The organism is Massilia pseudoviolaceinigra (assembly GCF_030846505.1).
Classification (GTDB): domain Bacteria; phylum Pseudomonadota; class Gammaproteobacteria; order Burkholderiales; family Burkholderiaceae_D; genus Telluria_A; species Telluria_A violaceinigra.
In genome coordinates, this window is record NZ_JAVCWL010000010.1 from 176499 (window position 1) to 201192 (window position 24694).

A 24694-nucleotide genomic window follows, 5' to 3' on the forward strand; every position below is an offset into this window, starting at 1 on the left:
TCTTTCCGGTGGGAGCCATTTATGCTGTTTGTTCCCGCATTTCCCACCGAGAGAGCTCACCATGCTGTTAAAAAAAATAAGCCAGTCCCTGATCGCACTGACCCTGCTGTCACAAGCTGCCATCGCCGCTGACGTTACCTTGCTCAATGTGTCGTACGATCCGACCCGCGAGCTGTACCAGGACGTCAATGCCGCGTTTGCCAAGCAATGGAAAGCCAAGACGGGCGACAACGTCTCGGTCAAGCAATCGCACGGCGGTTCGGGCAAGCAAGCCCGTGGCGTCATCGACGGGCTGGAAGCGGACGTGGTCACGCTCGCGCTCGCCTATGACATCGACGCCATCGCCGAGCGCGGCAGCGTGTCGCCCCAGTGGCAAAAACGCTTGCAGCACAACAGCTCCCCCTACACCTCGACGATCGTGTTTTTGGTCCGCAAAGGCAATCCGAAAGGCATCAAGGATTGGAACGACCTGGTCAAGCCCGGTATCGCCGTGATCACGCCGAATCCCAAGACCTCGGGCGGAGCGCGCTGGAACCACCTTGCGGCCTGGGGCTACGCCCTGCGCCAGCCGGGCGCCACTGAAGCGACGGCCAAGGAATTCATCAGCAAGCTGTACAAAAACGTACCGGTGCTCGATTCGGGCGCGCGCGGTGCGACCACCACGTTCGTGGAACGCGGCATCGGCGACGTGCTGATCGCATGGGAAAACGAAGCGCTGCTGGCGATCAAGGAACTCGGCCCGGACAAGGTCGATATCGTTGCGCCATCGCTCAGCATCCTGGCCGAGCCGCCGGTGTCGGTGGTGGACAAGGTGGTCGACAAGCGCGGCACGCGCAAGGTGGCGGAAGCCTACCTGCAATTCCTGTACACCGATGAAGGCCAGGAAATCGCGGCCAGGAACTACTACCGTCCGGTGGTGCCGAAGATTGGCGCCAAATACGCCGCGCAGTTCCCCAAGGTCAAGCTGTTCACCATTGACGAAGTTGCCGGCGGCTGGACCAAGGCCCAGAAGGCCCACTTCGCCGATGGCGGCGTGTTCGACCAGATTTACCTGACCGGCAAGAAGTAATGATGTAGCCCGTTTGGGCAACCGTTATACCGCGGAGACGTCGCCCCCGCCAAGTGCCGTCCCGGCGCGAAGGCGATGGCTCCGCGGAGTGTCGGCTCGGTGCGAGTCGGCGGTACGTTGCGACGCGGCGGCTCCGTGCGAGGCTGCCTCGCGCAGCCTCAGCTCTGTGCCAAACGGGGCGACGGCTCGAAGCGACGGATCCCTGCGAGGCGCCGGCAAATTGCGAGGCGCCGTATCTGCGCACGCAAGCGCTCGTCGCGCGCCCTGCAACAGCGGCCCCTCCGTCACGCCCCTCCTCCACGCCTGTTTCATCACGCTGCTCCCGCCCTGCATCCTGCCCTTAACCGGGGTATGATCGGATCGCCACGGAACCATTCCCGGCCACACCGCAACTACGAGGAGACGTCAACGATGACACGCATGACCGCTAAAGATTTCGATCCCGAAGTGCTGAAGTTATTCGACCAGTACGTACACGGCCAGCTCGGCCGCCGCGGCTTTCTGTCGCAGGCAGGCCGCTACGCGGTCGGCGGCGCCACGGCCGCCAGCATGCTCGCTGCGCTCTCCCCCAGTTTCGCGGCCCAGGTCGTGCCGCCCACCGACCCGCGCATCAAGGCTACCTACGTCGAGTACCCCTCGCCCCAGGGCTACGGCGCATTGCGCGGCTACCTGGTGCAGCCGGCAAACGCCAAAGGCAAGCTGCCGACCGTGCTGGTCGTGCATGAAAACCGCGGCCTCAATCCGCACATCGAAGACATCGCGCGCCGCGTCGCGCTCGAGAACTACATCGCCTTCGCCCCCGACGCCCTGTTCCCGCTGGGCGGCTACCCCGGCGACGAAGACAAGGCGCGCGAACTGTTCGGCAAACTCGACCAGACCAAGACACGCGCCGATTTCGTCGAAGCCGCCGCCATCCTCAAGGCCATGCCCAACGGCACCGGCAAGGTCGGCGTGGTCGGCTTCTGCTACGGCGGCGGCATCGCCAACTACCTGCCGACCGTGGTCAAGCACCTGGCCGCCTCGGTACCGTTCTACGGCGCCCAGACGCCCGCCGCCGACGTGCCCAAGATCAAAACGCCGCTGCTGATCCACGACGCCGAAAAGGATGCACGCATCCTGGCCGGCTGGCCCGCGTACGAAGCGGCGCTCAAGGCCAACAAGGTCGATTACCAGCACTACATCTATCCCGGCGTCGAGCACGGTTTCAACAACGACACCACCCCGCGCTACGATGAAGCGGCCGCCAAGCTGGCCTGGCAGCGCACCATGGATTTCTTCAAGAAACACCTGGGCTGACCCGCGCGCCATCCCCGCCAGCGCACAGGCGGGGATGACTCCCCCGCACCGGAACACCAGCACCAGCGCCAGCGCCAGCGCCGCGAACCAAACACCCTCCCGCGCTGTCTGTCCTTTGTGAGCTTATTCACGAAAGGATGCCTGATGAAACCCCGACTCAAACCCCTCAAGGACCAGGTGATGGTGATCACCGGCGCCACCAGCGGCATCGGCCTGACCACCGCGCGCATGGCCGCCGACGAGGGCGCCAGCCTGGTGCTGGCCGCGCGCGGGCGCGATGCCCTCGAACAGCTGGCCGGCGAGCTGCGCCTGCATGGCGCCCAGGTCGTCGCCGTCACGGCCGACGTGGGCGTGCCGCACGACGTGGCGCGCATCGGCCGCGCCGCGATCGAGCGCTTCGGCCGTATCGATACCTGGATCAACAATGCCGGCGTGGCGATTTTCGGCAAGCTGGAAGATGTCACGCTGCAAGACCACCAGCGCCTGTTCCAGACCAATTTCTGGGGCGTGGTGCACGGCTCGCTGGAAGCGCTCAAGCACATGAAGGCGCGCGGCGGCGCCCTGATCAACCTGGGAAGCGAAGTGTCGGATGTGGCGGTACCGCTGCAGGGGATGTATTCGTCCTCGAAGCACGCGGTCAAGGGCTTCACCGATGCGCTGCGGGTCGAGCTGGCGCACGATGGCGCGCCGGTGTCGGTCACCCTGATCAAGCCGGCTGCGGTCGACACCCTGTTCACGGTGCACGCGAAAAACTATATGGAGAAGGAACCGGCCCTGCCTCCGCCCATCTACGCGCCCGAGCTGGTGGCGCAAGCGATCCTGTATGCGGCGCGCCATCCGCGCCGCGACGTGTACGTGGGCGCCGCGTCCAGGCTGATGTCGCTTGGCGGCTTTCACCTGCCGTCGCTGATGGACCGCTATATGCGGTATGCCCTGTTTCGCAAGCAGATGCGCGAGCCGTCCGCCATGCCGGCCACGCAGACCCGGCGCGACGCCCTGCACGCGCCCGATCCGGCCAACGCCATGCGCGAGCGCCAGGGCATGGGCATGGTGGCGCAGGTGGCCGAATCGAGCACCTACACGGCGCTGTCGATGCGCACCCGGCCCTTGCTGAGCGCCCTGTTAGGGGTTGGCGCCCTTTTTGCCGCCTGGCGCCTGTCCCGGCGGCGCACTGGCCATGAATTCTAGGTCGTCCTCGTCGAGCGGCACCGAGGGAATCGATTCGATATGGTCGACGTCGATGTCGGCGCCATCGCGCACGGTCGTATCGCGCCCGGCCGCGGCGCGTTCGCCGGTGCCGCTGGCGTCGGTATCGCTGTCGAGGTCAGGGTCGCCGATATCGGGACCGGCGCCGCCGGCCGTGCCCGTTTCAAGGTCGGAGGTGGTGCCGCTGCCGAGGTCCAGCACGCCGTCACGACCGAAGCCCGATGCGCCGACCAGGTCACTGCCGCTGTCGGAGGAATCGCTGGGGCCGAGTGCGCCGGTGCCGTGGCCGGAGCCGAGCTTGCGGTCCGGGGTTTCAGGGAAGTTATCGGGGTCGAGCGTGCTGGTGCCTGTCATGGTGCCTCCGGAAATGATTGGATGGTGTGATGACAGCGTAACCAAAATCGCGGGATCATGTCGCACGCAGAAGTGTCGCACCGACAAGGTTGACAAATTGCGTCCGAGGATGCGGAGCGAACTTGGCCCCCCGCCGGGAGCCGCCTTGGCGCGGGGGCGACGACTCTACAGGTAGTGGCCGCGAGGATCGTCTTACTGCTCCGCCATGCGGCATCGACAGGTTGTAGCCCCGGAAAGGCTGACAACTCCGCCATGCGGCGCCATCGGAGCCGGTCGCGTCAGCCCGGCGTCGTTGCCGGCGGCCGCCAGTTCATGCGCTCGGTGATATCCATTCCGATCCCGCGGTACCCCGTGAAGCGGCTCGACGAATCGAACATCGGCTCGCCGCTCACCTGCAGGTATTGCACCGTGCCGTCGGCGCGCTTGCGCGTGAAGATGAAATCGAGGAAGGGCGTGCGGCTGGCGATATTGTCTTGCAGCTCGGCGCGCTCGTCCGGGTTCCAGCCGCCGTCGCTGTCGCTGTCGGCGCCGATGCCCAGCATTTCGCTGACGGGACCGGAAAACCGGGTCAGCTGGCCCTGCGCATCCTGCTCCCAGTACCAGTCCGACGAGAGCTCGGTAAAGCGCTGGAAACGCGCTTCGCTGGCGCGCAGCTCGGCGGTGCGTTCGAGCACCGTCTGTTCGAGCTGGCGGTTGTAATCGGCCAGGCGGCGGTACAGCAGGCGCACTTCGAGCATGTTGTGAATGCGCGTCTGCACCTCGACCAGATCGAATGGCTTGCTGACGAAATCCTTGGCGCCGGCCTTGAGCGCGCGCAGCTTGTGTCCGGGCTGGGCGGTAATGACCAGCACCGGCAGGTAGCCGCCCCGCTCGATCAGCTTGAGTCCTTCGATCACCTCGAACCCGTCCATGTCCGGCATCTGCAGGTCGAGCAGAATCAGGTCGTAGCTGTGTTCGGCGTGCGCGGCGCACACGGTGCGCGGATCCTGAGTCGTGGAAATGTTGACGTAACCCGCGTTACGCAACATTTGTTCAAGCAGCATCACGTTCGCTTCCTGATCATCGACGATCAGGATGTTGCCGCTCAGGATTTCAGAAGGGTCAAGCATGTCGTTCTTTCAAAGTGGTGCATTGGTGCCGGAGTCGACAGTTTCGGCCAGGCCGTGTTCGGCCGCGTGCTGGATGGCGAGGTCGAGCGCATCCATGAATTCGCGCACGCGGATCGGCTTGGTGAGGTAGCGGAAAAATCCCGCCTCCAAGCCCTTTTCAATGTCGCGCGGCATGGCGTTGGCCGACAGCGCCACTACCGGAATATGCGCGGTGCTGCTGTCTTCGCGCAGGATCTTGAGCGCGCCGTAGCCACTCATGCCGGGCAGGTTGATGTCCATCAGGATCACGTCGGGCTTGCAGGCGCGCGCCATTTCGACGCCGTGGTAGCCATCGACGGCGGTGAGCAGTTGCAGGTCGCCGCGGCGCTCCATCAATTGCTCCACCAGCGCCAGGTTGGCCGGGTTGTCTTCCACGTACAGCAGGGTCGGCTGGCGGCCGACCCTGCGCGCGGCGGCCTGGCGGCGGTCGCGCTCGAGGTCGTCATCGTGGTCCATCGCCAGCGCGGGCTCGGCGGCACCGGCGAATTCGACCCAGAACACAGTGCCGGACCCGACCGTGCTCTCGACGCCGATGCGGCCATCCATCAGTTCGACCAGGCGCTTGGTGACCACCAGCCCGATGCCGGTGCCTTCTTCGGGACTGTTTTCCTGGCCCAGGCGGTTGAACGGCTGGAACAGCTGCGCTAGCTGCGCCGGCGCCAGGCCCGCGCCGGTATCTTCCACGCTCACGCGCACGCGGCCGTCGGCCACCAGTTCGCAGGTCACGCTCACCGAGCCGCCTTCGCGGTTGTACTTGATCGCGTTCGACAGCAGGTTGATCATCACCTGTTTCACGCGGGTACGGTCGGCATGGATGTACAGCTGCTTGTCGACAATCGGGAAATGCAGGCCCAGCTTGCGGGTGGCGGCCTGCGGGCCGATCATGCCCTGGCAGTCGAGCAGCACGTCGCCCAGCGACATCGATTCCTGCGACATCGTCACCTTGCCCGATTCGACCATGGCCAGGTCGAGGATTTCGTTGATCAGGCGCAGCAGATACCAGCCGCCCTTGAGGATCTGGTCGATCGAGCGCTGCTGATGCGGGGCCGGCGGCGGCACGTCGGATGCCATCAGCTGGGCAAAGCCGAGCACCGCGTTGAGCGGGGTGCGCAGTTCGTGGCTCATCGAGGACAGGAATTCGGACTTGGCGCGATTGGCCTTGTCGGCCGTGGCGCGCGCGCTTTCGAGCTCGACATTGGTTTCCTGCAGCGCGGATTCGAACTGCTTGCGCTCGGTCACGTCGCGCGCGGCGGCGAACACGCCCTGCAGCTTGCGGTCGCGGTCGTAGAAGGTGCTGGCGCTGTACGACACCACCGTCCGGGTGCCGTCGCGCGCCAGCGCGGTCAGTTCGTAATTGGTCACCTTGCCTTCGCGCAGCACGCGCGTGACCGCTTCGTGCGCCCGTTCCGGCTCGGAAAAATAGTTTTTGAACGGCGCGCCGATCAGCTCGTCGCGGGTGCAGCCGGTCAGCGCTTCCATCTGCTGGTTGACGTCGCTGATGATGCCGCGCGGGTCGGTGGCGATCAGGGCGTCGGTATTCGATTCGATCAGCGAACGCGTGTAGAACTGCTGGTCGCGCAAGCGCTGGTCGAGCAGGGCCTGTTCGGCCTCGACCTGCTTGCGGGCGGTATTGTCGCTGCCGATCAGCAGGTAGCCGATCACCCGGCCGGGCGCGTCGCGCAGCGCGGTGACCGACACCAGGGCCGGAAAGCGGGTGCCGTCCTTGCGGATATAGGTCAGTTCGTAAATATCCTCGATGCCGCGCAAGGCCTTGAATACCATCGATTCGAAGCCGGGGGCGATCGGCTCGCCCATCTCGTGGCTCAGTTCGACAGCGCGGGCTTCCAGTTCCTGGCGGTCGGAAATATCGGCCGGGGTCATCTTATCGATCACTTCGCCGGCGACGTAGCCCAGCATGCGCGCGGCGCCGACATTGAAGATCTGGATCACACCCTGGGCATCGGTGGCGATGCTGGAGAAATTGGCGCTGTTGAAAATCGCATCCTGCAGCGCGCCGGACTTGAGCAGCGGCACCGCGTGCAGCGCCCGGTCGGCCTCGGTACGCTGGCTGATGGCGCGCTGCACGCGCACGAACAGCAGCGCCAGGAAAATGAGCAGCAGGATGATGCTGGCCTTGATCAGGTTGACCGCGCCGGCCGAGTCCACCGCATAATTGAGCGCGATGCCGCCGACCAGCAGCAGCACCGTCAAGGTGGCGCCGAAGCCGATCACCATCAGGCGCTCGACCGAGGTGTTGTGCAAGAAACCGTTGCTCATCCGATATTTCCCTGGCGGTGACGCACGTCCGACAGCAGGCGTCCGAATTCCTTCTTGACGACGGCGTAGCATTCGCACACGTCGTCCTCCAGCCCAGCCCGGTCCAGCACGGTGATGTGTCCGCGCCGGTAGCTGATGTAGCCGTAGCCCTGCAGGCGCCCGGCCGCCTCGGTGACCCCTTCGCGCCGCACGCCGAGCATGTTGGCGATCAGTTCCTGCGTCATGGTCAGTTCGTTGGACGGCAAGCGGTCCAGGGTCAGCAGCAGCCAGCGGCACAGTTGCTGCTCCACCGAATGGTGCCGGTTGCACACCGCCGTTTGCGACATTTGCGTCAGCAGGGCCTGGGTGTAGCGCAGCAGCAGGCGCATCACATGGCCGCCGCGGTTGAATTCTTCCATCAGGATCGCGGCCGGCAAGCGGTAGGCATGACCGCGCGTCTGCACCACGGCGCGGCTGGGCGTGCTGTCGCCGCCCATGAATACCGACACGCCGAGCACGCCTTCATTGCCGACCCCGGCAATTTCGGACGAGCCTCCATTTTCCAGAAGGTAGTGGAGCGACACGATCGCGGTCGTGGGGAAGTACAAATGATGCAACTTGTCGCCCGATTCCGACAACACGTCGCCAAGCAGCAGGGGAATCAGTTCGAGGTGCGGGGCAAGACGATCGAATTCGGCGTCGAGAAGCGCTGCCAACAAATGGTTCTGGTTAGGGTCGTGCTTACTGGACATTGGAGACAGCCTATTCTTCCAGTGAAAGGTGCGTTGAGTTAATCCGACAGAATATCACGCGCACATTCCATGGTGCAATGTATGACATACGGAACCTACTTGTCCGTACGGAAGCGTACATACAATCGACGCACTTTGGAGTATCGTAAAGCTACGGCCAGATGTGATCGTCGATCACCCGGACGCGTGCACGCAGGAGGTTCGCTGATGGGAAATTTATTGCGCCGGGTGCGCATTTCGATCTCGGTGTCGGCCATCCTGGCGCTGCTGGTCGGGCTGGCCTTGACTGCGCTGCTGTTCACGGCGGTACGGCGGGTGGAAACCCAGGCGCGCACCGTGCAGTTCAAGCAGGCGGCGACACTGCGCATCAATGCCGTCTCGGGCGGGCTGTCGGACGCGATCGAGCAGTTGATGGTCATCAACCAGCTGTTCAATACCTTTGGCGTGGTGAGCCGCGAGCAATTCCGCAGCTTTGTCGCACCCTTGCTGGCACGCTATCCTGAACTGCAAGCGCTCAGTTTCCAGCGCCTGGTCAGCGATGCCGAGCGCCCGGCGTACGAAGCGCAGCAGCGCCGGCGCGTGCCGGGCTTTACCATCACCGAATTCATCGACGAACGCCACGGTCCGGCACGGCAACGGGCCTACTACAACGTGGTCGAGTATATTGAACCGGCGGCCGGCAATGACACCGCGCTCGGGCTCGACACCGCAGCCCTGACCACCTATGGCGACGCCCGCTCGCGCTCGCGCCGCAACGGCCGCGTCACTGCCACCGGCCTGCTCTCGCTGGTGCAGCAACGCGGATTTCGTACGGGCTTCCTGGTGCTCGCGCCGGTGTACCAGCGCCAGGCTCCGTTAGACACCATCCGCCACCGCGAGCGCGCTGTGATCGGCGAAACGGCCGCCGTATTCCGCGTCGACCACCTGATCCATACCCTGCTCGGCAACGCCAGGCTGCTCGACCAGCCCGGCATGTCGATCAATATCTACGCATCGGGCTCGGCGCAAGCGGCGCGGCTGGCTTTTTCCGACGGCAAGGCGCCGCACCGGTCCGGGGGCGTGCGCTCCCTGCTGCCCACCTGGCTGCTGTACGACCATCCGGCCCCCGTCAATACCGTATTCCAGGTCGCGGGCGAACCCTGGTTCATCGAGGTGACCCAGGAACCGCGCTCCTTTATCGAGACCCCGGCCGGCTCCTCGTATGCGCTGCTCGGCGGCGTGCTGTCGAGCCTGTTGGCGGCCGGCTATGTCTACAGTCTGGTCGCGCGCCACTCGACGTTCGCGCGCGCCGCCGGCGAACGCACCGCGGCGCTGCAGTTCGCCAACCTGCGCCTGACCGAAGACCTGGCCCTGCGCAAGCGCACCGAAAAAGCGCTGCGCCTGCGCGAGAAAGTCATTGAGGTGTCGGCCAACGCCGTCATCATCTGCAACGCCGATGCGCCCGATTATGCCGTCGAGTACGTCAATCCCGCCTTTGAAGCGCTCACCGGATTCAGCGCGACCGAGGTCATCGGCAAGAGCCTCAAATCCTTGCAGGGCGAAGGACACGACCAGCGAAGCATCGATGAAATCAGCGCGGCCCTACGCGAACAGCGCGAAGGCCATGCGGTGGTGCGCAGTTACCGCAAGGATGGCAGCGGCTACTGGAACGACCTGTTCATCGCTCCCGTGCGCGACGACGCCGGCGCGATCAGCCATTTCGTGGTGGCCCAGTACGACATCAGCGCCGTGATGCGCTTCGAGGCCGAGCTGGAATACCAGGCCAACCATGACGCCCTCACCGGGCTGGCCAACCGCCATTTGCTGGCCGAGCGGCTCTCCAGTGCGATTGCGCAGGCGCACCGCGCGGGCACCGAACTGTGGGTGGTGTTCGCCGACCTCGACCGCTTCAAGTTCGTCAACGACACGCTCGGCCATGAAGCCGGCGACGCCATGCTGCGCGTGCTGGGCGAGCGCATCAAGGACGCGGTGCGCGAAGACGACACGGTGTCGCGCATGGGCGGCGACGAATTCGTGCTGGTCTTGCCCGGGCATCCGGGCGACGGCGACGGCCTGCGCGTGCTCCAGCGCATCATGGACGCGGTGGCCGAACCGCTGCGCATCCAGGCACACGAGTTTTTCGTCACCTGCAGCCTGGGCGTGGCGGTGTACCCGGCCGACGGCGACAACGCCGACACCCTGACCAAGCATGCCGACATTGCCATGTACCGGGCCAAGGAGCTGGGGCGCAACAGTTACCAGTTTTATTGCCCGGAAATGAATGCGCGCACCCTGGAGCGGCTGCGGATCGAGGCCGATCTGCGCCACGCGCTCGAACGCAATGAACTGGTGCTGCATTACCAGCCGCAGATCGACGTGCAGAGCGGCGCCGTGGTCGGCGTGGAAGCGCTGCTGCGCTGGGAGCATCCAGTGCTGGGCCTGGTTTCGCCGCTGCGCTTCATTACCCTGGCCGAAGAGATGGGCCTGATCATCCCGATCGGGGCGTGGGTGATCCGTACCGCTTGCCTGCAGAACATGGCGTGGCAAACGGCCGGGATGGGCAAGCTGCGCATGGCAGTGAACCTGTCGGCGCGCCAGTTCACCGGCAAGGATCTGCTGCAATCGGTTGGCGATGCCCTGGAACAAAGCGGCCTGGAGGCGCGCTACCTGGAGCTGGAGCTGACCGAGAGCATGGTCATGAGCGATGTCGACAACGCCATCACGATCTTGCGCATGCTCAAGCAGCTCGGTGTGCACCTCGCCATCGACGATTTCGGCACCGGCTATTCCAGTCTGTCGTATCTGAGCCGTTTTCCCATCGACGTGCTCAAGATCGACCAGTCGTTCGTGCGCGACATTGCGCTGGAGGCGGACGGAGCGGCGATCGTGGTGTCGATCATTTCACTGGCGCACAGCCTGCGCATGAAAGTCATTGCCGAACGGGTGGAAACGGCCGAACAGCTGGCCTTCCTGCGCGAGCATGGCTGCGATGAAGTGCAAGGCTATTTCTTCAGCCGCCCGGTGGGCGCCCTGGAATTTGAACACCTGATGGGGCACGCGCCATGCACCACGAACTGACGCGTCTGCGGGATGGGCGCGGCGGCCGAGCGCGTGCAATCCGGCGTATCAGAGCTTAAAACGAGTGGCGCATGCCGATGTTGAGGGCCGACCAGCCTTTGCCGCCGTCCGGCGCCGTCATGGCCATGTAGCCCGGTCCGGTACGGTGTTTTACCAGCGAATACGCGGTATAGAAATCGGTGCGGCGCGAAATTTGATACGTGGCGCCGAAGGCCAGCATGTCCACATCGCGGTTGGCGCGGTCGCGGTCGTTCTTGCGCACGAACGACACCAGGTAGGTCGTGGCGCGCATCGGCACGGCAATGCCGACCAGTACGTCGCGGCTGTCGGTCGATGGCGTACTGGCCATGGCCGCGCCGTAGGGATTATCCGGATTCCACAACGGGGAAGCACCCCAGCCGCGGTTGGCGCTGTAAGCGGCGTACGCCTTCATATTGCCCAGGTCGACATTGGCGGCGGCGATGGAATTCTTGGCATCCATGCGGGCACCGAGCGAGGTTGCCGGTGCGACCTTGGCAACGCTCTTGTTCTGGTGTGCCAGGCGCAGGGTGACCGGTCCGCCTGAGACACCGACCGACAAGCCCCAGGCGCGGCTGTTCTGGCGGTCGCGTTCAAAGTTGCTGAGGGCAAAGCGGCGTGGTTCGGTCATGTCCTGCAAGCCCATGCGCTTGCCGGGATAGCCGAATACCTTGGTGGCGGTCTCGGGCGTGCCCGAGTCGAACAGATCGCTGACATCGACCAGCGCCAGCCCCTGTTTGGCATCGGACGGCGTGAGGGCGGCCCGGTACACGGAAGTTTGTGTTTGAGCATTCGCACCCGCGGCGCAGGCGCACAAGGCAACAATGGCAAAAGAAGATGTTTTCATGGCGGTACTCCGTACAATTAATTCTACGCTAGTTACGTTATCCTCCAACCCGAATTTTTGTTCTGTCCGTTACCCCACATAGCAGGCTATCATCGTCGATATCGTATTGACCACCGGCCTGACAGGATGTCCACAGTGAGTAACAGCAGCAGCAAAACCTTCCGTTATCCCAAGATGCCAGGCACCTTGCGCGCCGATGTGCTGGCGGTCTTGCTGGCATCGGACGACATGACCGGCATTGAAAGTATTTTCGACCAAAGAAAGCAAAGCTTGAGCACGGTGATCCGCGCGCTGATCCGCAAGTACGGCTGGCCGATCGAGCGCCGGGACTTTCCGACCAACACGGCCGATGGCCGGGCTGGCTGGGCCTCGGTGTATTGCCTGCCGCAAGAGGTGATCGACGCCGCGCTGGCCGGCGCCGGGCGCGACTGGCTGGAGGGTGTGCGGGCGGCCAGGTCGGCCCGCCGGCGCCGCCCGCTGCGTTCGCCGGGGGCGGCCAAAGTCAGGGCGGTCGCCGCGCCAGAGGAAGACGATGGCGAATAGGCACTTCCGGCAACGTTGCCGCAGGTCTAAGAAGGCCTGACAAAATTCCTTACTTTGTCAAGATGGCAACAACATCGTACACTGAGCCATTGCGCCCGGCCGCTATCGGCCCAAGAGCGGCCGTTAGAAAAAAAACCAAGCTTACTCCATGAAAATCGATACGCGACTTGCCTGCACAACGGAAAAGGACACCATCTGGACGCTGTACGAAAGCGCGCTGAGAGCTTACATCGAATCCCTCTGGGGATGGGATCCAGTCTGGCAGCGAGACTACTTCAGCAAAGCATATGTTGCTTCAGCAACCTATATCGTAGAGCTTGATACGAAACTTTGCGGTTTTATCCAACTCGACATCGATGACACTGGCGTCTATCTGCGCATGCTCGTTCTGACGCCAACTGTCAGATCAATGGGGATAGGGGCTTCGTTGTTACAGGAAATCCTGCGATGTACTCATCGGTCAGGTCGTCCACTGCACTTGCGCGTGTTTCGTGTCAATAGCGCCGCGAAACGGTTCTATGAGCGAGAGGGGTGGGTTGTCGAAGCTGCGGATGAGGCTTTTTTTACAATGACGCACCCGCTGAACGAGTTCGCCAGCATGGGTGGTTCTACTGTCGCCCTCGTCCCGGAAAATTTTGAAGTCCGCATGGAGGTATAAGCAGGGTCGATGGAAAGCTCGAGGGGCAGTGACCGCTTCTGGGCATGCTGGTCGCAATCCAACCGATCGTGGCAAACTCGGCTGCAAGCATCACGTGCTGGTCGACCAGCGCGGTTTGCCATTGGTGGCCCGGATCCCGGGTGCGCAGGTACACGATTCACGGATGCTCATACCGCACGTTGAAGCAATTCCGGCTGCCAAAGTGCTTTCAGGGTTCGCTCGCAAACGCCCAGGGAAGTTACACGTCGACCGTGCTTATTGCTCGCGAGCGCACCGTGCCTGGCTGCGCCGACGAGGTATCGCCGCACGTCTTGCACGCTACGGCGTCGAGTCACGGGAAGGGCTGGGCCGCTGGCGTTGGGTTGTTGAGCGGACCTTGGTTGGCTTCATCGCTTTCGTAGACCGCGTGTTCGTCACGAACGGCGGGCAGATATTCACCAAGCCTTTCTTTCGTTAGCTTGTTCACTCATCTGTGGGCGGTATGTCGAGAGGTTTTGTTAGGCGTTCCAAGTCAACGCGATAAAAAATAAAGGATGGTATGGGTCCAGAGATTTACAAGGTCGCGGGCATTGGGCGCGGGTGCTTGGCAGTGATGGCAAAACCGGTGGCTGGCGAATGGATTGACGACGAATTTTCCGGCATCGCCAGGTATGGCATTACCGGCATGGTTTCCCTGCTGGAGCGGCACGAAATCCACGAACTCGGTCTGGTCGACGCGCCGGCACTGTGCGCGTCGAATGGCATCACCTTCACGCATTTCCCGATTGCCGACCGCGGCTTGCCCGCCTCGCCGGGGGTTTTTGCACTGGTACAGGCGCTCGGCCGCCGCATTGAGGATGGCGAACATATCGTCATTCATTGCCGGGCCGGCATCGGGCGCACCGGATTGATGGCTGCGGCCGTGCTCGTACGGCACGGCTGGACGCCAGAGGACGCGTTCAGGCAGGTGTCGGCGTCGCGCGGCGTTCAGGTGCCGGATACGCCGGAACAGTATGCCTGGGTAGTGACACATCAGAAGCGTTTGCGCATGGCCTGACTGGTTCACCGTCCTGGCAAGCCGACCGTGGGTTCCTGTGGGAGCGTCGCGCCATGGCCGGGGATGCGCCTGGCTGAGGAGCGGGGGACGGAATTCGGGTCGCAGCCTTGCGTGGTGCGCGGAACTTGGGTTCCCGCCGGCGCGGGAACGACGAATATTGGGCTACGGGTGCTAACTTCCTTGCTCCCGCGCCATGGCGGACGCCGCCGGACCCGAGTCGACGCGAAAGCCCAAGAAGCCAACAACGGACGTGCGGGTGCCAGGCGACAGGCTACGTCACCGCTTGCGCGGAGCATGGATTGCCACTCATTACAGAGGAACGTAATGCAACGGCATGGTCGACATAACCATCCGGCCGCACCACGAGCGCCGCCACGCCGTCCAGTTCCGCCTCCCTCCCCGGCACCAGTGCCGTCACCGTATTCACCCACGCGCCGTCCAGGGCAGGCTGATCATGGCCCTGCACGTCCCCGTCCACCTGCAGCACCAGCCAGCGCCCGCTCGCCAGATGCTCGTACAGCGACGATGCCGCGCCATCGGCATGCTGCAAAGGCCAATCCGGCAACCTGCGCCCGGTCCAGCGCGCGCACGCATCGCCCTTCGGCGCCCCGGAAAGCAGCGCAGCCGGATAACGGATGCCGAAACCCGACAAGTCATGCGCCAGCGTCGCATTGAGTTCCGGTCCCTTCATCAGGTCGCTGAGCGTGGCGCGCAGCGCCTGCCCCGCCGGGCCGAAGGAATCCATCATCAGCGCGCTCTGGGCCAGTGTGTTGCGGTACAGCGCCGCCCCCACCGGATGGCGTTCGCCCTCATAACTGTCGAGCAGCGACGGATCCGCCCTGCCGCGCAGCACGCCAGCGAGCTTCCAGCCCAAATTCATGGCGTCCTGCATACCCACATTCATCCCCTGCCCGCCCGCCGGTAAATGGATATGGGCCGCGTCGCCCGCCAAAAAAATCCTCCCTTTACGATAAGACTGCGCCAGGCAGGTTTGGTTCGAAAAACGCGACAGCCATTCGGGCGAATGCATGCCGAAATCCTCCCCCGCCACGCGCCGCGTCGCCTCCGACAATCCTTCCAAGGTGACCGGAACCTCCAGCGGCACGCCGATCTCCTGCGCATCGACCACGATCACGCGGTACAGCTCGCCACCGAGCGGCACCACCATCAACCCGCCCGCCGAATTGCCCACGCTGATGGCCCGGCCCGGTGGTGGCGTAGGCAGGCGTACGTCGCCCAGCATGGCCGTTTTGGTGGCCCCCAAGCCATCGAAAGCGATGCCGGCCTGCCGCCGCACCAGGCTGCGCGCCCCGTCCGCACCGACCAGAAAGCGCGCATCGAGCCGAAACGGCATTCCCGCCTGCGTGCCGCCGACCCACACGCCCTCCTCACCCTGCCCGGTTACCTCCACCGCGGCCCCGCGCCGCACGTCGACGCCCAGTTCGCCGGCCCAGGCTTCGAGCAACTGTTCCGTCACGCTCTGGGGAATAAATAACGTGAAGGGATAGGTGCTGTCGCAGGCGCTGAAATCGAGCCGGGTCGGCAGGCCGGCGAAGTGGCCGCTGGAAATGGGCATGCCGCGCGCCATGAAACGCCCGGCCACGCCGCGCAGCGCCAGCATTTCCAGCGTGCGCCCGTGCATGGTCAGGGCGCGCGATTGCGGCACCGTCCCGGCGCGCCGCTCCAGCACTGTCACCCGCACGCCCGCCACGGCCAGTTCGCAGGCCAGCAACAGCCCGACCGGCCCGGCGCCGACCACGATTACCTCTGCATTGCTTGTCATCGTCATATAAGCTAACATCGTTAGGGAAAGGTCAAAGATAAACCTAACACCGTTAGACTGTCAAGAAAAAGAGGACATCATGGGAATTTCGCGCGAGGCGGTGATCGCCACGGCACTGGGCTTGCTCGATGAGGTCGGGCTGGAAGGATTGACGATGCGCCGGCTGGCCGACGCGCTCGACATCAAGGCCGCGTCGCTCTACTGGCACTTTGCTAATAAGCAGGTTTTGCTGGACGGCATGGCCGATGCCCTGATGGCGGGCGTGGCGCAGGAAGCGCCACCGGACTCATGGCGCGACGCCGTCGGCGCCACGGCGCGGGCGGTGCGCGCCGCCCTGCTCGCCCGGCGCGACGGCGCGCGCGTGTTCGCGGGCACCTACGTGGTCACCGACAACGTGCTGCGCGTGGCCGAGTCGATGATCGGCCCGCTGCGCACGGCGGGCGCCAGCACACGCATGGCGGGCTGGGGCGCGTTTTCCATCCTGTACTACGTGCTCGGGTTCGTAATGGAGGAACAGGCGCTCGATCCGGCAGCGGCTGCCCCCATCGATGCGGCCAGCCGGCGCGGTCCGTTCGAGGAACTCGCGGCGCAACGCTATCCGCACGTGCTGGCGGCCATGGACGACCTGTTCGATATGGATTTCGAGACCCGCTTCGAGGCAGGACTGGACCTGATTCTCACCGGCCTCGACGTCAAGCTGAAAGCAGGCGCGGGCTAGAACTCTTCCCACTCGTCGGCCTGGGCCGCCGGCTTGGCGATCCGGGTCGCGGCTTGGGGTGACGCCTTGGCTGGCACCTTGGCGGCCGCCTTCGCCGCCGGCTTGGCCACCGCCCTGGCACGTGCTGGCGCGGCAACGGCAGTGCGTACCGGCGTGCGCAGCGGCGTTGCCTGCGCATCGTCGCCATGCAGCTTGAACACGCTGACCGCCTCGGCCAGTTGCACGGCCTGCCCCTGCATGCTCGCTGCAGCGGCGGCGGCCTCCTCAACCAGGGCCGCGTTTTGTTGCGTGGCATTGTCCATCGCCACGATCGCCACATTCACCTGCCCGATCCCGGCGCTCTGCTCGGCGCTGGCGGCGGCGATTTCGCCCATGATGTCGGCCACCTGGCGCACCGAACCCATGATCTGCTGCATCGTTTCGCCCGCCTGATTGACCAGTGCGCTGCCATTTTCGACCTTGCCCACCGAATCGTCGATCAGCGCCTTGATTTCCTTGGCGGCGCTGGCCGAACGCTGCGCCAGGTTGCGCACCTCGGACGCCACCACCGCGAAGCCGCGCCCCTGCTCGCCGGCGCGGGCCGCCTCGACCGCGGCATTGAGCGCAAGGATGTTGGTCTGGAAAGCGATGCCGTCGATCACGCTGATGATATCGACGATCTTGCCCGAACTTTCCCTGATGGCGCCCATCGTTTCGACCACTTCGCTGACCACGCGGCCGCCCTTGTTGGCGTGCTCGGCGGCGGAAACCACGAGGGTGTTGGCCTGGCGCGCGTTGTCGGCGTTCTGGCTGACGATGGACGTCAGTTCTTCCATCGACGACGCCGTTTCTTCCAGGCTGGCAGCCTGGTTTTCGGTGCGCGAGGCCAGGTCCATATTGCCGGCGGCAATTTCGGAGGAGGCGGTCGTGATCGTGTCGGTGCTGCTGCGCACAGCGCCGACGGTACGGGTCAAGCCCTCCACCATGTCTTTCAAGGCCGTCAGCAGGCGCCCGGTTTCATCCTGGCGGGTCACGTCGATGCGGGTGGTCAGGTCGCCGCGGGCGACCGTCTCGGCCAGGGTCACGGCTTCGCCGATGGGAACGGTCACGGAACGGGTGATCAGAAAGCCCGCAACGGCCGAGATCGCGCTGGCAAGCGCCAGCAGCATCAACATCATCAACGCCGCCGAGCTGGACGCGTCCGCCGCTTCCTTGCCGTCGCGCGCCATCAACCCGGTCTGGTACTTGAGCACGGCGTCGAGCCGGCCGAAGTACGCGTTCTGTATCGGAATGACTTCCTTGAACAGGAATTGGACGGCGGCGTCGCGCTCGCCCTCCTCGAAGCGCTTGACCGCTTGCGAACGCAGCTGGAAATACGCATCGAAGGCCTTGGCCTGATCCTGGAACAGTTGTTTGGCTTCGTCTGCGACCATCATCGCGCCCAGCTTGGCGGATGCCTCGGCGCCGGTGCGGTCGGCATCGAGCATGCCGGTCATCAATGTTTTGGATTGGGCCGGATCGGGCGCCAGCATGGCGTTGCGCAGCGACTGGGCGCCTCGGTTGGCGTAGCTGCGCATGACATTGGTCAGCTCGACCTGGACGTAGCGGTCGTTGACGATATGGTCGGTCAGGGAACTGGTGTAGCGGATGCGGCTGATCCCGAACAGGGACATCACCAGCAGGATGCAGATCGTCAAGCCAAACCCGATTGCCAGACGTGCACCAATTTTCAGATCAGAAAACATCACGACAATCCTCCTTGACGAGCATTCACATGGCTAACCGATGAGAACGATTGTAAGCCTGCTTCATGCAACGCAGTCAAGGAGTGTTGTTATGCGGCACACTACGGCCGCATCGGTCTAGCGCTGGGCCGGCACGAACTCCTGCAGCACAGCCTGGCGCAACAGCGCCGGCGGCACCAGCCCCTGCGCCAGCACGAAGTCGTTGAAGGCCTGGCGGTTGAACTTCTTGCGCAGGGCAACTTCGGCCGCCTGGCGCGTTTCCATCAGGCGCTGGTAGCCGTAGAAATACGAGGTCGCCTGGCCCGGCGCGCGGAAGGTATAGCGCTGCATTTCCTGGGTGGCCATGCCTTCCGACAGCCCCACCTCATCCATCAGGAAAGCCTTCACTCCCTCGGGCGTGATCTCGCCCAGGTTGACCATCGGATCGAGGAAGGCGCGGGCGGCGCGCTGCATGCGGGCCTGGAGCGCGAACAGCTGGCCGTCGAGCGGCTCGTAGGGCTGCATTTCCGCTTCCGCGTACAGGGCCCATCCTTCGACGTTGACACTGTTGAACGCAAACACCGCGCGCGCGGTCGAGACGCCGGTTTCGATCATCTTGGCGAACTGCAGCTCGTGCCCTGGGCGCGCTTCGTGCGCCGTCAGCGTCCAGGTCGCCGCTTCGTGGGTGAAGTCGTCGAAGGCCAGCGTCTTGCCCTTGGCGTCGGGCGGCATGCCGGCGGTCAGCACGAATTCGCCATATTCGCCCGTGTTGCCGATCAGGCGCGGCGGGTTCATGTGCGGCGCCGGCTGCGCTGCGCTTTCGGCGGTGCTGGCCATGCGGATGACCGCCTTGCGCTCCGGCAGCGACACGATGTTTTGCGCGCGCACGGCCGCTTCGATCTGGACCAGGCGATCGGCGTACAAAGGCATGACCTGCTCGGGCGCGATCTGCTGCTTTTTCAGCTCGGCCATCACGGCGCGGTAATCGGGATTGGCCAGCTTGCGCTCGCGTGCGATCAGGCCGGCGGTGATATTCATCTGGTTGCGGATTTCGGCGAACGATGTCAGCGCCTTGGCGATCAACTCCTGCGGACTGATATCGACCCCGAACTGGCGCAGGTTATTCGCATACACCTCGGGCGGCAAACGGTGGTCGCTGCGTGCGCGCGGCAGGATCTGCTTTTTCACGTGCTCGTTATAGGCCGTCAGCTGCGTTTCGAGCGCGGCGAAACTCGGCTCCCACCCTTGCAGGGCGCTCTTGCTCAGCAACTCCTTGATGCCCTTGATCAGGGTCGGGCTGTCGTTGATGGCCTGCTCCACTTCATCCTTGAAAGGACCGATCAGGTTCCTGTTCGCTTTCAGGCGCTCCTGCAGGCGTTCGACCGCCAGTTCGGTGGAAGGGCGATATCCCTTGGCCAGGCCGGCGTATTTTTGCAGCCGGACCAGCAGCGTCTTCTGGCGCTCCTTGGGAATGCGCGGGTCGAGCGTCTGGCGCACCACGCCGAACAATTGATCGGCCAGATTGTCGAACGGGACAAAATGCTTGCGCTCCAGGGCGTCCGAGCGCATCTGGTCTTCGGCGCTGCCGATCAGGATATCGATATCCTGGCGGATCTTGGCGTCGGTCTCGGTTTTGCGGCGTTTTTGCAGTTCCGCGATCACGGCACGGGTATCTTTATGGTCTGTGCAAAATGGTCGCGCGACAGGTCGGTGATCTGTTCGTCGTAACCGTCGACACCGAGGCCGCTGGCGCTTTCGGGCGCATATTTGGCCATCACGTTGAGCACAAGCTTGGCGTTGGCATTACTTTTGGTGACCCACGCCGGTTCGGCCGCGGAAACAGCGGCGCACAGCGACAGCATGGCCAGGGCAACGGCGGCGCGGATAGTCCGCGTGGTGGTGTGAGGCTTCGACATGACGCTCCTTGTAGTTATACATATGCGGCCCGACCGGAAAGCGGCCGGATGCGCGGACCACTGTTTTACCAGATACCGGCCGATTGATCAAAGCCTCCATGTCAGCGTCCGGCCATCGAGCCGTCGTGCCGTGGCAGCAATAGAAGAACTTACAGCTTCCTGAACACCTGATCGAATGCATCGAAGGTTCCGATGTCTTTACGATCGAGTACGGCAAACGTCACATGACGGAACGCGTTCCTGTAGCGCGGGTTATGCAGCAAATGCGCGGCGAACCAGCCGCCCATTTCCTCGGGCAGATTGCCGAACACGCCGCAGCCCCAGGCACCGAGAATCAAGTCCTGATGACCGTGATGCAGGGCCAGCGCCAGCAGCTTGTCGATTCGCTGCAGCATGCACGGCGCCACATCCTGCATGCGCTCCGGCTCATTGCGGGCAAGCGCGCCGCGGTTGACCGCCGGCGCAGTCACCATCGATGCCAGGTAAGGCGTATCGAGGAAGGCATACGCATCGTCGCGAAACACCGGCACCTTGGGCGAATAGATCATGTCATCGTTGTAGATGCAGGTTCTGAGCGCGCGATTGGCGTCGTACATGGCGTTCATCTGCACGATGCAGGGATACAGGCCGGACGACTTGGCCAGGTTTTCTTCCTGCGCCTCTGCGCCGCCGAGAAAGCCGCCACCCGGGTTTTTCGCGGAGGCGAAATTGAGGCACAACGGGTCCAGGCGCCCTTCACCGATGCCGCGCCGGGCTGCGGCAAGGGTCGATTCATTGCGTACTTCAAAACGCGTGGTCTTCGCTTCGCCCGCAACCGGCGCCGCAGTCAATTCCGCCAGGCGCTCCGACGAATAGTGTTGGGACTGTGCTTTGGCGAACGTCAGGGCGTCCGCGATCGACACCGTGTCTCCGCGCGCATTCTGATAGTTCCCCCGCTCCAGCACGGTCAGGGTTTCCTGCGCAATACCGGCACGATAATCTCGATTACTCATTGTTGTTCCTTTTTATTTTTATGCGTTACGACGTGAAACCCGCACGGCAGCAGCGTTGCGCCGGGCCGCTGCCGCATCATAAATCACTTAGTAGTAATTTACAACTAACTTAGTTTGAATTTTCAACTAAGGCGCGGAAAGTGGTAGAATCCGCGCTCGCCACAACGAGGAAAACGATGGGTACCGCCGATCTCACTGAACAGGAATATCTCGCCAGCTACAACATCCACGCTTTCGATGTGCCGTTGACCAGTGTCGACCTGGTGATATTTACCGTCAGGGAGCAGGCACTGCACGTGCTGCTGGTGCAGCGCGGCGCGCATCCGGCGAAGGGGCAATGGGCCTTGCCGGGAGGGTTTATCGATGTCCGGCACGACCTGGATCTGGACGCGACGGCTTTGCGCAAGCTGCGCGAAAAGACGGGTGTGACGGCGCCCTATCTCGAGCAATTGCAGGGATTCGGCAGCAGCACGCGCGATCCGCGCGGCTGGTCGGCCACGTTCGCCTATTTTGCGCTGATCGGGTCAAGCCACATCGAACTGCAGCATGGATCGGGGGCGGATGCCGCTTGCTGGCACTCGATTGGCGAGGCCGGCGTGGACATCGATCTGGCATTCGACCACGCCACGATCATTGCCACGGCAGTACAGCGGCTGCGTAACAAGGTCGAATACACCTCGCTGCCGGCCCATTTGCTGGCGGAGGAATTCACCTTGTCCGATCTGCAGCGCGTGTATGAAATCGTGCTGGGGCGGCCGATCGATAAAAGCGCCTTTCGCAAGCGCGTCAAGGAAGGCGATTTTCTGGAAGAGATCACCGGCAAGCAGCGCCATGGCAGCAATCGCCCGGCGCAGCTGTACCGCATTCGCAGCGGTCAGCCGACGGTGTTCTTCAGCCGCACAATGGGGTAATGGACGCGGCACGATTCCTGCACCAATTTTGATCCACTTCTTGACGGGCCTGAGCGATGAGCAAATTAGGTTGTACCTGCGGGAAAACCATCAGCGACAACAGCGATTCGCTGCCTTACAAAGCATCGGTGCTCCCGGATGTTAACTACAACCCCTTCTTTGAATGGCTTGTCGACGAGACGCAGCGCTATGTCACCGCGGCATTGAATGGCAGCGTTGACGAATGGCTTCTGCAAAAAGGTTACGGCAAGGATTATGTCGATTTAAAGCTTAGCCACGGCAATATCATGCTCGACCACATTCACACGAAATACATCAGTCTCTCGCGCGATATGTTTGAATGTCAGACATGCGGACGGGTTCTCGTCGAACTGAGCACGAACAATCATTTCACTGCTTACGCGCCTGATAGCGGTAGCTACAACCGTGTACTTGCCGGCGATCGGCCAGTTGACGCAGAGGATCTGTAACGATCAATACCGGCGTGGACAGTTCGATCGGCATGCGCGTGCGCGTAGGGCCGCAGCATCCTGCTTCAATCCGAATCCGCGTTTTGTCCTTTCTGCCTGGTCTCATCGTAGCTGGTCGACAGCGGCACCTTCGCTGCAGTCAAAATGCGATTCAAGGTTTTTGAGGAGCCGGCTGCATCGACCTTGGTTATCATCTTACCGTCACGATACACAGCCATCTGTTTGCAGGCGTAACACAACAGGAACGTGAACGTGTGCCCCTTTGCGGCGACTTCGATGGCGTGCCGCGGATCAAAACAGGCGGCGCCGTAGCCATTCGATCGCGTTGCGGCATTGCGAAATTCGTCAGCCGCGATCTTGTAGCTTGCACCCTCGATCCGCGTCTTGCCGAAAAGCTGATAACCCTTGAAGGTCCGCCCGCGAAACCCCTCCGGTGATATGGGTTCGAGAGAATACAAAACGGCGCTGCGCGATTCCTGCAGCGCCTGGACGGCATCGGCCGGAATGGCGTTGCAGGCATCGGTTGCGATGGCGAGGGCGGCTAGAATGCTGGCAAACATAAAACTCCACAAAATACGGGGGCTTAAACTATCTGAAACAAGCGATTGGACAGATGGCGTGCTTTGCGCGTCGCAGCCGTCTGGGCAGTTAAAAGTCCAGCCCATGGCCGCCGCCGGATGCGACGACCTTGTTGAGGTTGCGGCCGAGAAGCAGGTGACATACTCCGGATTGATCCTGAATCATCCGTCATTCTTCCTGAAACCGAGGAACCGTAAAAGCTTCTGCAAGCACCCTAATTTGGGGTTATCACAATTCGATGGGTCCAGCTTTGCCAGAATTCCCGGATCGCAACCACCGTAGCGAAGTGCCCCGGTACAGCATACGTTGACGGCTGCGCATGCCTGTTCGATTTCTTCGCCGGTCACCGGTTGCCGAACAAAGTAGGTATCGCTGTTATCGTCGGTTAACGGCGCGAGCAGCGACGGCGCCTCATTTTCGGGCACCTCGCAGGACATGCAGTCGCTACACCATGTGCCATCGCGCAGTTGACCTCCTGTCGTATAGAAGGGGCCTTCCGCGTTTTTCGGGAATCGTTGGGGGTGACGGAAATAGTCGCCTTCCATGGCGGTCGTCACAGGTCCGACAGGCGCTCGCGCGGCACCCATCCCTGAACTTTCCTTCCGTTTTTGGGATTGGTGTAGTTCGCATAGACGAATGCACCGGAGGCCAGGCTGGTCGTCACGCTATCGCCCCCCACCACAAACACGCCGGGCATCGCGCAGCCGGCATCGGGAGCGCTCAGGAATTGCAGGCGTCCGGGGCCCTTGACGCGCCTGTCACGCGGCGCGCTCACCGGCGCGGCATTTTTCTGGGCCAGAAAGCCGGCTGCGCCGCACAGGGTGGGCGATTCAAACACCAGGATGACGTCATCGCCCTGCCATTGATAGGTTTCGACGCCGGCTTCCGGATCCACCCGACTGTTCAGATGCACCACCGGCTCGGCCCCGGCCATCCCGGCGCCGCCAAGGTCGAGGCATTCTCCGAATTCCTTCGACACCTTCGGCGCACTATCCGACAATGCCAGCAGCCGATACGCGTACTGGCAATGCAAACCAGGGCGACTGCCTTGCACGACGATGTATTCCCGCTCCGCCATGGAAGTGATGCGAAACAGGGATGCACCGCCTGCGCTGATGGTTGCGATTTTCTTGCCAGCGACAAGGAGGTGCGTGGCATCCGCCTCCGCGCTCACGTCTACCCTGCCATGGCGCGTCTCGATACTGGTCTTTGTGTCCGGCGCCGCCGCGAAGGCCAACAGCGGAACGAACAGGATCGCGGTCGTCAGTTCTTTGATGTTTGTATAGGTCATATGCGCGCCAAAAAGGACATCGTATTTTATCAGCCATGCGAATGCCGGCCGGCGGCCGATTCGGTTGCGTATCCCAACGCACGCACCTGGG

General features: G+C 63.2%; 24 protein-coding genes. 11 read left to right on the forward strand and 13 right to left on the reverse strand.

Translation table 11 applies throughout. The annotated features are described in order from the left end of the window. Positions 1 to 61 precede the first annotated feature (61 nt). From RBA40_RS12245 to RBA40_RS12255, 3 genes are all read left to right on the forward strand, one after another. Positions 62 to 1069 carry a sulfate ABC transporter substrate-binding protein gene (locus RBA40_RS12245; protein WP_306648133.1) on the forward strand — a complete coding sequence of 336 codons (1008 nt, stop codon included), beginning with the start codon at positions 62 to 64 and terminating at the stop codon, positions 1067 to 1069. A 411-nt stretch (positions 1070 to 1480) separates the two neighbouring features. Further along, the gene (locus RBA40_RS12250; protein WP_306648134.1) at positions 1481 to 2365 is read left to right on the forward strand and encodes a dienelactone hydrolase family protein; all 885 of its coding nucleotides are present in this window, start codon (positions 1481 to 1483) and stop codon (positions 2363 to 2365) included. A gap of 144 nt (positions 2366 to 2509) precedes the next feature. Next, a complete protein-coding gene (locus RBA40_RS12255) occupies positions 2510 to 3553 on the forward strand; it encodes an SDR family oxidoreductase (RefSeq protein ID WP_306648136.1) in 1044 nt (347 codons plus the stop codon). Here RBA40_RS12255 and RBA40_RS12260 read toward each other — a convergent pair. From RBA40_RS12260 to RBA40_RS12275, 4 genes are all read right to left on the reverse strand, one after another. Then, a complete protein-coding gene (locus RBA40_RS12260; RefSeq protein ID WP_306648137.1) occupies positions 3488 to 3925 on the reverse strand; it encodes a hypothetical protein in 438 nt (145 codons plus the stop codon). The genes RBA40_RS12255 and RBA40_RS12260 overlap by 66 nt on opposite strands. A gap of 278 nt (positions 3926 to 4203) precedes the next feature. Then, entirely contained in the window at positions 4204 to 5034 is an 831-nt protein-coding gene (locus RBA40_RS12265) for a response regulator (RefSeq protein ID WP_306648138.1), read from the reverse strand. 9 nt (positions 5035 to 5043) lie between these two features. Then, positions 5044 to 7350, reverse strand: a complete 2307-nt coding sequence (locus RBA40_RS12270; protein ID WP_306648139.1) for a PAS domain-containing hybrid sensor histidine kinase/response regulator — start codon at positions 7348 to 7350, stop codon at positions 5044 to 5046. Next, positions 7347 to 8081, reverse strand: a complete 735-nt coding sequence (locus RBA40_RS12275) for a Crp/Fnr family transcriptional regulator (RefSeq protein WP_099881090.1) — start codon at positions 8079 to 8081, stop codon at positions 7347 to 7349. Before RBA40_RS12275 ends, RBA40_RS12270 begins: the two co-directional genes overlap by 4 nt. A 207-nt stretch (positions 8082 to 8288) precedes the next feature. Between RBA40_RS12275 and RBA40_RS12280 the strand changes: the two genes are divergently transcribed. Beyond that, on the forward strand, positions 8289 to 11138 hold the full coding sequence (locus RBA40_RS12280) for a bifunctional diguanylate cyclase/phosphodiesterase (RefSeq protein WP_306648140.1): 2850 nt from the start codon (positions 8289 to 8291) through the stop codon (positions 11136 to 11138). A 55-nt stretch (positions 11139 to 11193) separates the two neighbouring features. On the opposite strand, the gene RBA40_RS12285 is transcribed toward RBA40_RS12280, so the two are convergent. Further along, complete coding sequence (locus tag RBA40_RS12285) at positions 11194 to 12003, reverse strand: porin (RefSeq protein WP_306648141.1); 810 nt, start codon at positions 12001 to 12003, stop codon at positions 11194 to 11196. 135 nt (positions 12004 to 12138) lie between these two features. On the opposite strand from RBA40_RS12285, the gene RBA40_RS12290 reads away from it, so the two are divergent. The 4 genes from RBA40_RS12290 to RBA40_RS12300 all read left to right on the forward strand — a co-directional run bounded on the left by RBA40_RS12290 (position 12139) and on the right by RBA40_RS12300 (position 14240). Continuing rightward, on the forward strand, positions 12139 to 12546 hold the full coding sequence (locus RBA40_RS12290; protein WP_306648142.1) for a hypothetical protein: 408 nt from the start codon (positions 12139 to 12141) through the stop codon (positions 12544 to 12546). A 148-nt stretch (positions 12547 to 12694) separates the two neighbouring features. Then, positions 12695 to 13204: a GNAT family N-acetyltransferase gene (locus RBA40_RS12295; RefSeq protein ID WP_306648143.1), complete on the forward strand. Its 510-nt coding sequence runs from the start codon at positions 12695 to 12697 to the stop codon at positions 13202 to 13204. Positions 13205 to 13232: 28 nt separating this feature from the next. Next, on the forward strand, positions 13233 to 13661 hold the full coding sequence (locus RBA40_RS33560) for a transposase (RefSeq protein WP_374710483.1): 429 nt from the start codon (positions 13233 to 13235) through the stop codon (positions 13659 to 13661). Between the two features lie 81 nt (positions 13662 to 13742). Beyond that, on the forward strand, positions 13743 to 14240 hold the full coding sequence (locus RBA40_RS12300) for a protein-tyrosine phosphatase family protein (protein WP_306648145.1): 498 nt from the start codon (positions 13743 to 13745) through the stop codon (positions 14238 to 14240). 271 nt (positions 14241 to 14511) lie between these two features. On the opposite strand, the gene RBA40_RS12305 is transcribed toward RBA40_RS12300, so the two are convergent. Further along, the gene (locus RBA40_RS12305) at positions 14512 to 16029 is read right to left on the reverse strand and encodes an FAD-dependent monooxygenase (protein ID WP_306648146.1); all 1518 of its coding nucleotides are present in this window, start codon (positions 16027 to 16029) and stop codon (positions 14512 to 14514) included. A 73-nt stretch (positions 16030 to 16102) separates the two neighbouring features. Here RBA40_RS12305 and RBA40_RS12310 point away from each other — a divergent pair, with 73 nt between their 5' ends. Next, complete coding sequence (locus RBA40_RS12310; RefSeq protein WP_306648147.1) at positions 16103 to 16741, forward strand: TetR/AcrR family transcriptional regulator C-terminal domain-containing protein; 639 nt, start codon at positions 16103 to 16105, stop codon at positions 16739 to 16741. On the opposite strand, the gene RBA40_RS12315 is transcribed toward RBA40_RS12310, so the two are convergent. From RBA40_RS12315 to RBA40_RS12330, 4 genes are all read right to left on the reverse strand, one after another. After that, entirely contained in the window at positions 16738 to 18465 is a 1728-nt protein-coding gene (locus tag RBA40_RS12315; protein WP_306648167.1) for a methyl-accepting chemotaxis protein, read from the reverse strand. The genes RBA40_RS12310 and RBA40_RS12315 overlap by 4 nt on opposite strands. A gap of 117 nt (positions 18466 to 18582) precedes the next feature. After that, positions 18583 to 20106 carry a DUF885 domain-containing protein gene (locus RBA40_RS12320; protein WP_306648148.1) on the reverse strand — a complete coding sequence of 508 codons (1524 nt, stop codon included), beginning with the start codon at positions 20104 to 20106 and terminating at the stop codon, positions 18583 to 18585. Then, positions 20103 to 20360, reverse strand: coding sequence for a hypothetical protein (locus RBA40_RS12325; RefSeq protein WP_306648149.1), 258 nt, complete (start codon positions 20358 to 20360; stop codon positions 20103 to 20105). Before RBA40_RS12325 ends, RBA40_RS12320 begins: the two co-directional genes overlap by 4 nt. A gap of 149 nt (positions 20361 to 20509) precedes the next feature. After that, a complete protein-coding gene (locus RBA40_RS12330) occupies positions 20510 to 21352 on the reverse strand; it encodes a TIGR02452 family protein (RefSeq protein ID WP_306648150.1) in 843 nt (280 codons plus the stop codon). Positions 21353 to 21528: 176 nt separating this feature from the next. Between RBA40_RS12330 and RBA40_RS12335 the strand changes: the two genes are divergently transcribed. After that, positions 21529 to 22263 carry an NUDIX hydrolase gene (locus tag RBA40_RS12335; protein ID WP_306648151.1) on the forward strand — a complete coding sequence of 245 codons (735 nt, stop codon included), beginning with the start codon at positions 21529 to 21531 and terminating at the stop codon, positions 22261 to 22263. Between the two features lie 56 nt (positions 22264 to 22319). Continuing rightward, positions 22320 to 22733 (forward strand): DUF8617 domain-containing protein, encoded by a 414-nt coding sequence (locus RBA40_RS12340; RefSeq protein WP_306648152.1) that lies wholly within the window; start codon positions 22320 to 22322, stop codon positions 22731 to 22733. A gap of 65 nt (positions 22734 to 22798) precedes the next feature. On the opposite strand, the gene RBA40_RS12345 is transcribed toward RBA40_RS12340, so the two are convergent. The 3 genes from RBA40_RS12345 to RBA40_RS12355 form a co-directional block, all read right to left on the reverse strand. Further along, positions 22799 to 23293 carry a hypothetical protein gene (locus RBA40_RS12345; protein WP_306648153.1) on the reverse strand — a complete coding sequence of 165 codons (495 nt, stop codon included), beginning with the start codon at positions 23291 to 23293 and terminating at the stop codon, positions 22799 to 22801. Positions 23294 to 23473: 180 nt separating this feature from the next. After that, a complete protein-coding gene (locus RBA40_RS12350; RefSeq protein ID WP_306648154.1) occupies positions 23474 to 23857 on the reverse strand; it encodes a hypothetical protein in 384 nt (127 codons plus the stop codon). A gap of 8 nt (positions 23858 to 23865) precedes the next feature. Then, the gene (locus RBA40_RS12355) at positions 23866 to 24603 is read right to left on the reverse strand and encodes a hypothetical protein (protein WP_306648155.1); all 738 of its coding nucleotides are present in this window, start codon (positions 24601 to 24603) and stop codon (positions 23866 to 23868) included. Between the last annotated feature and the right edge of the window lie 91 nt (positions 24604 to 24694).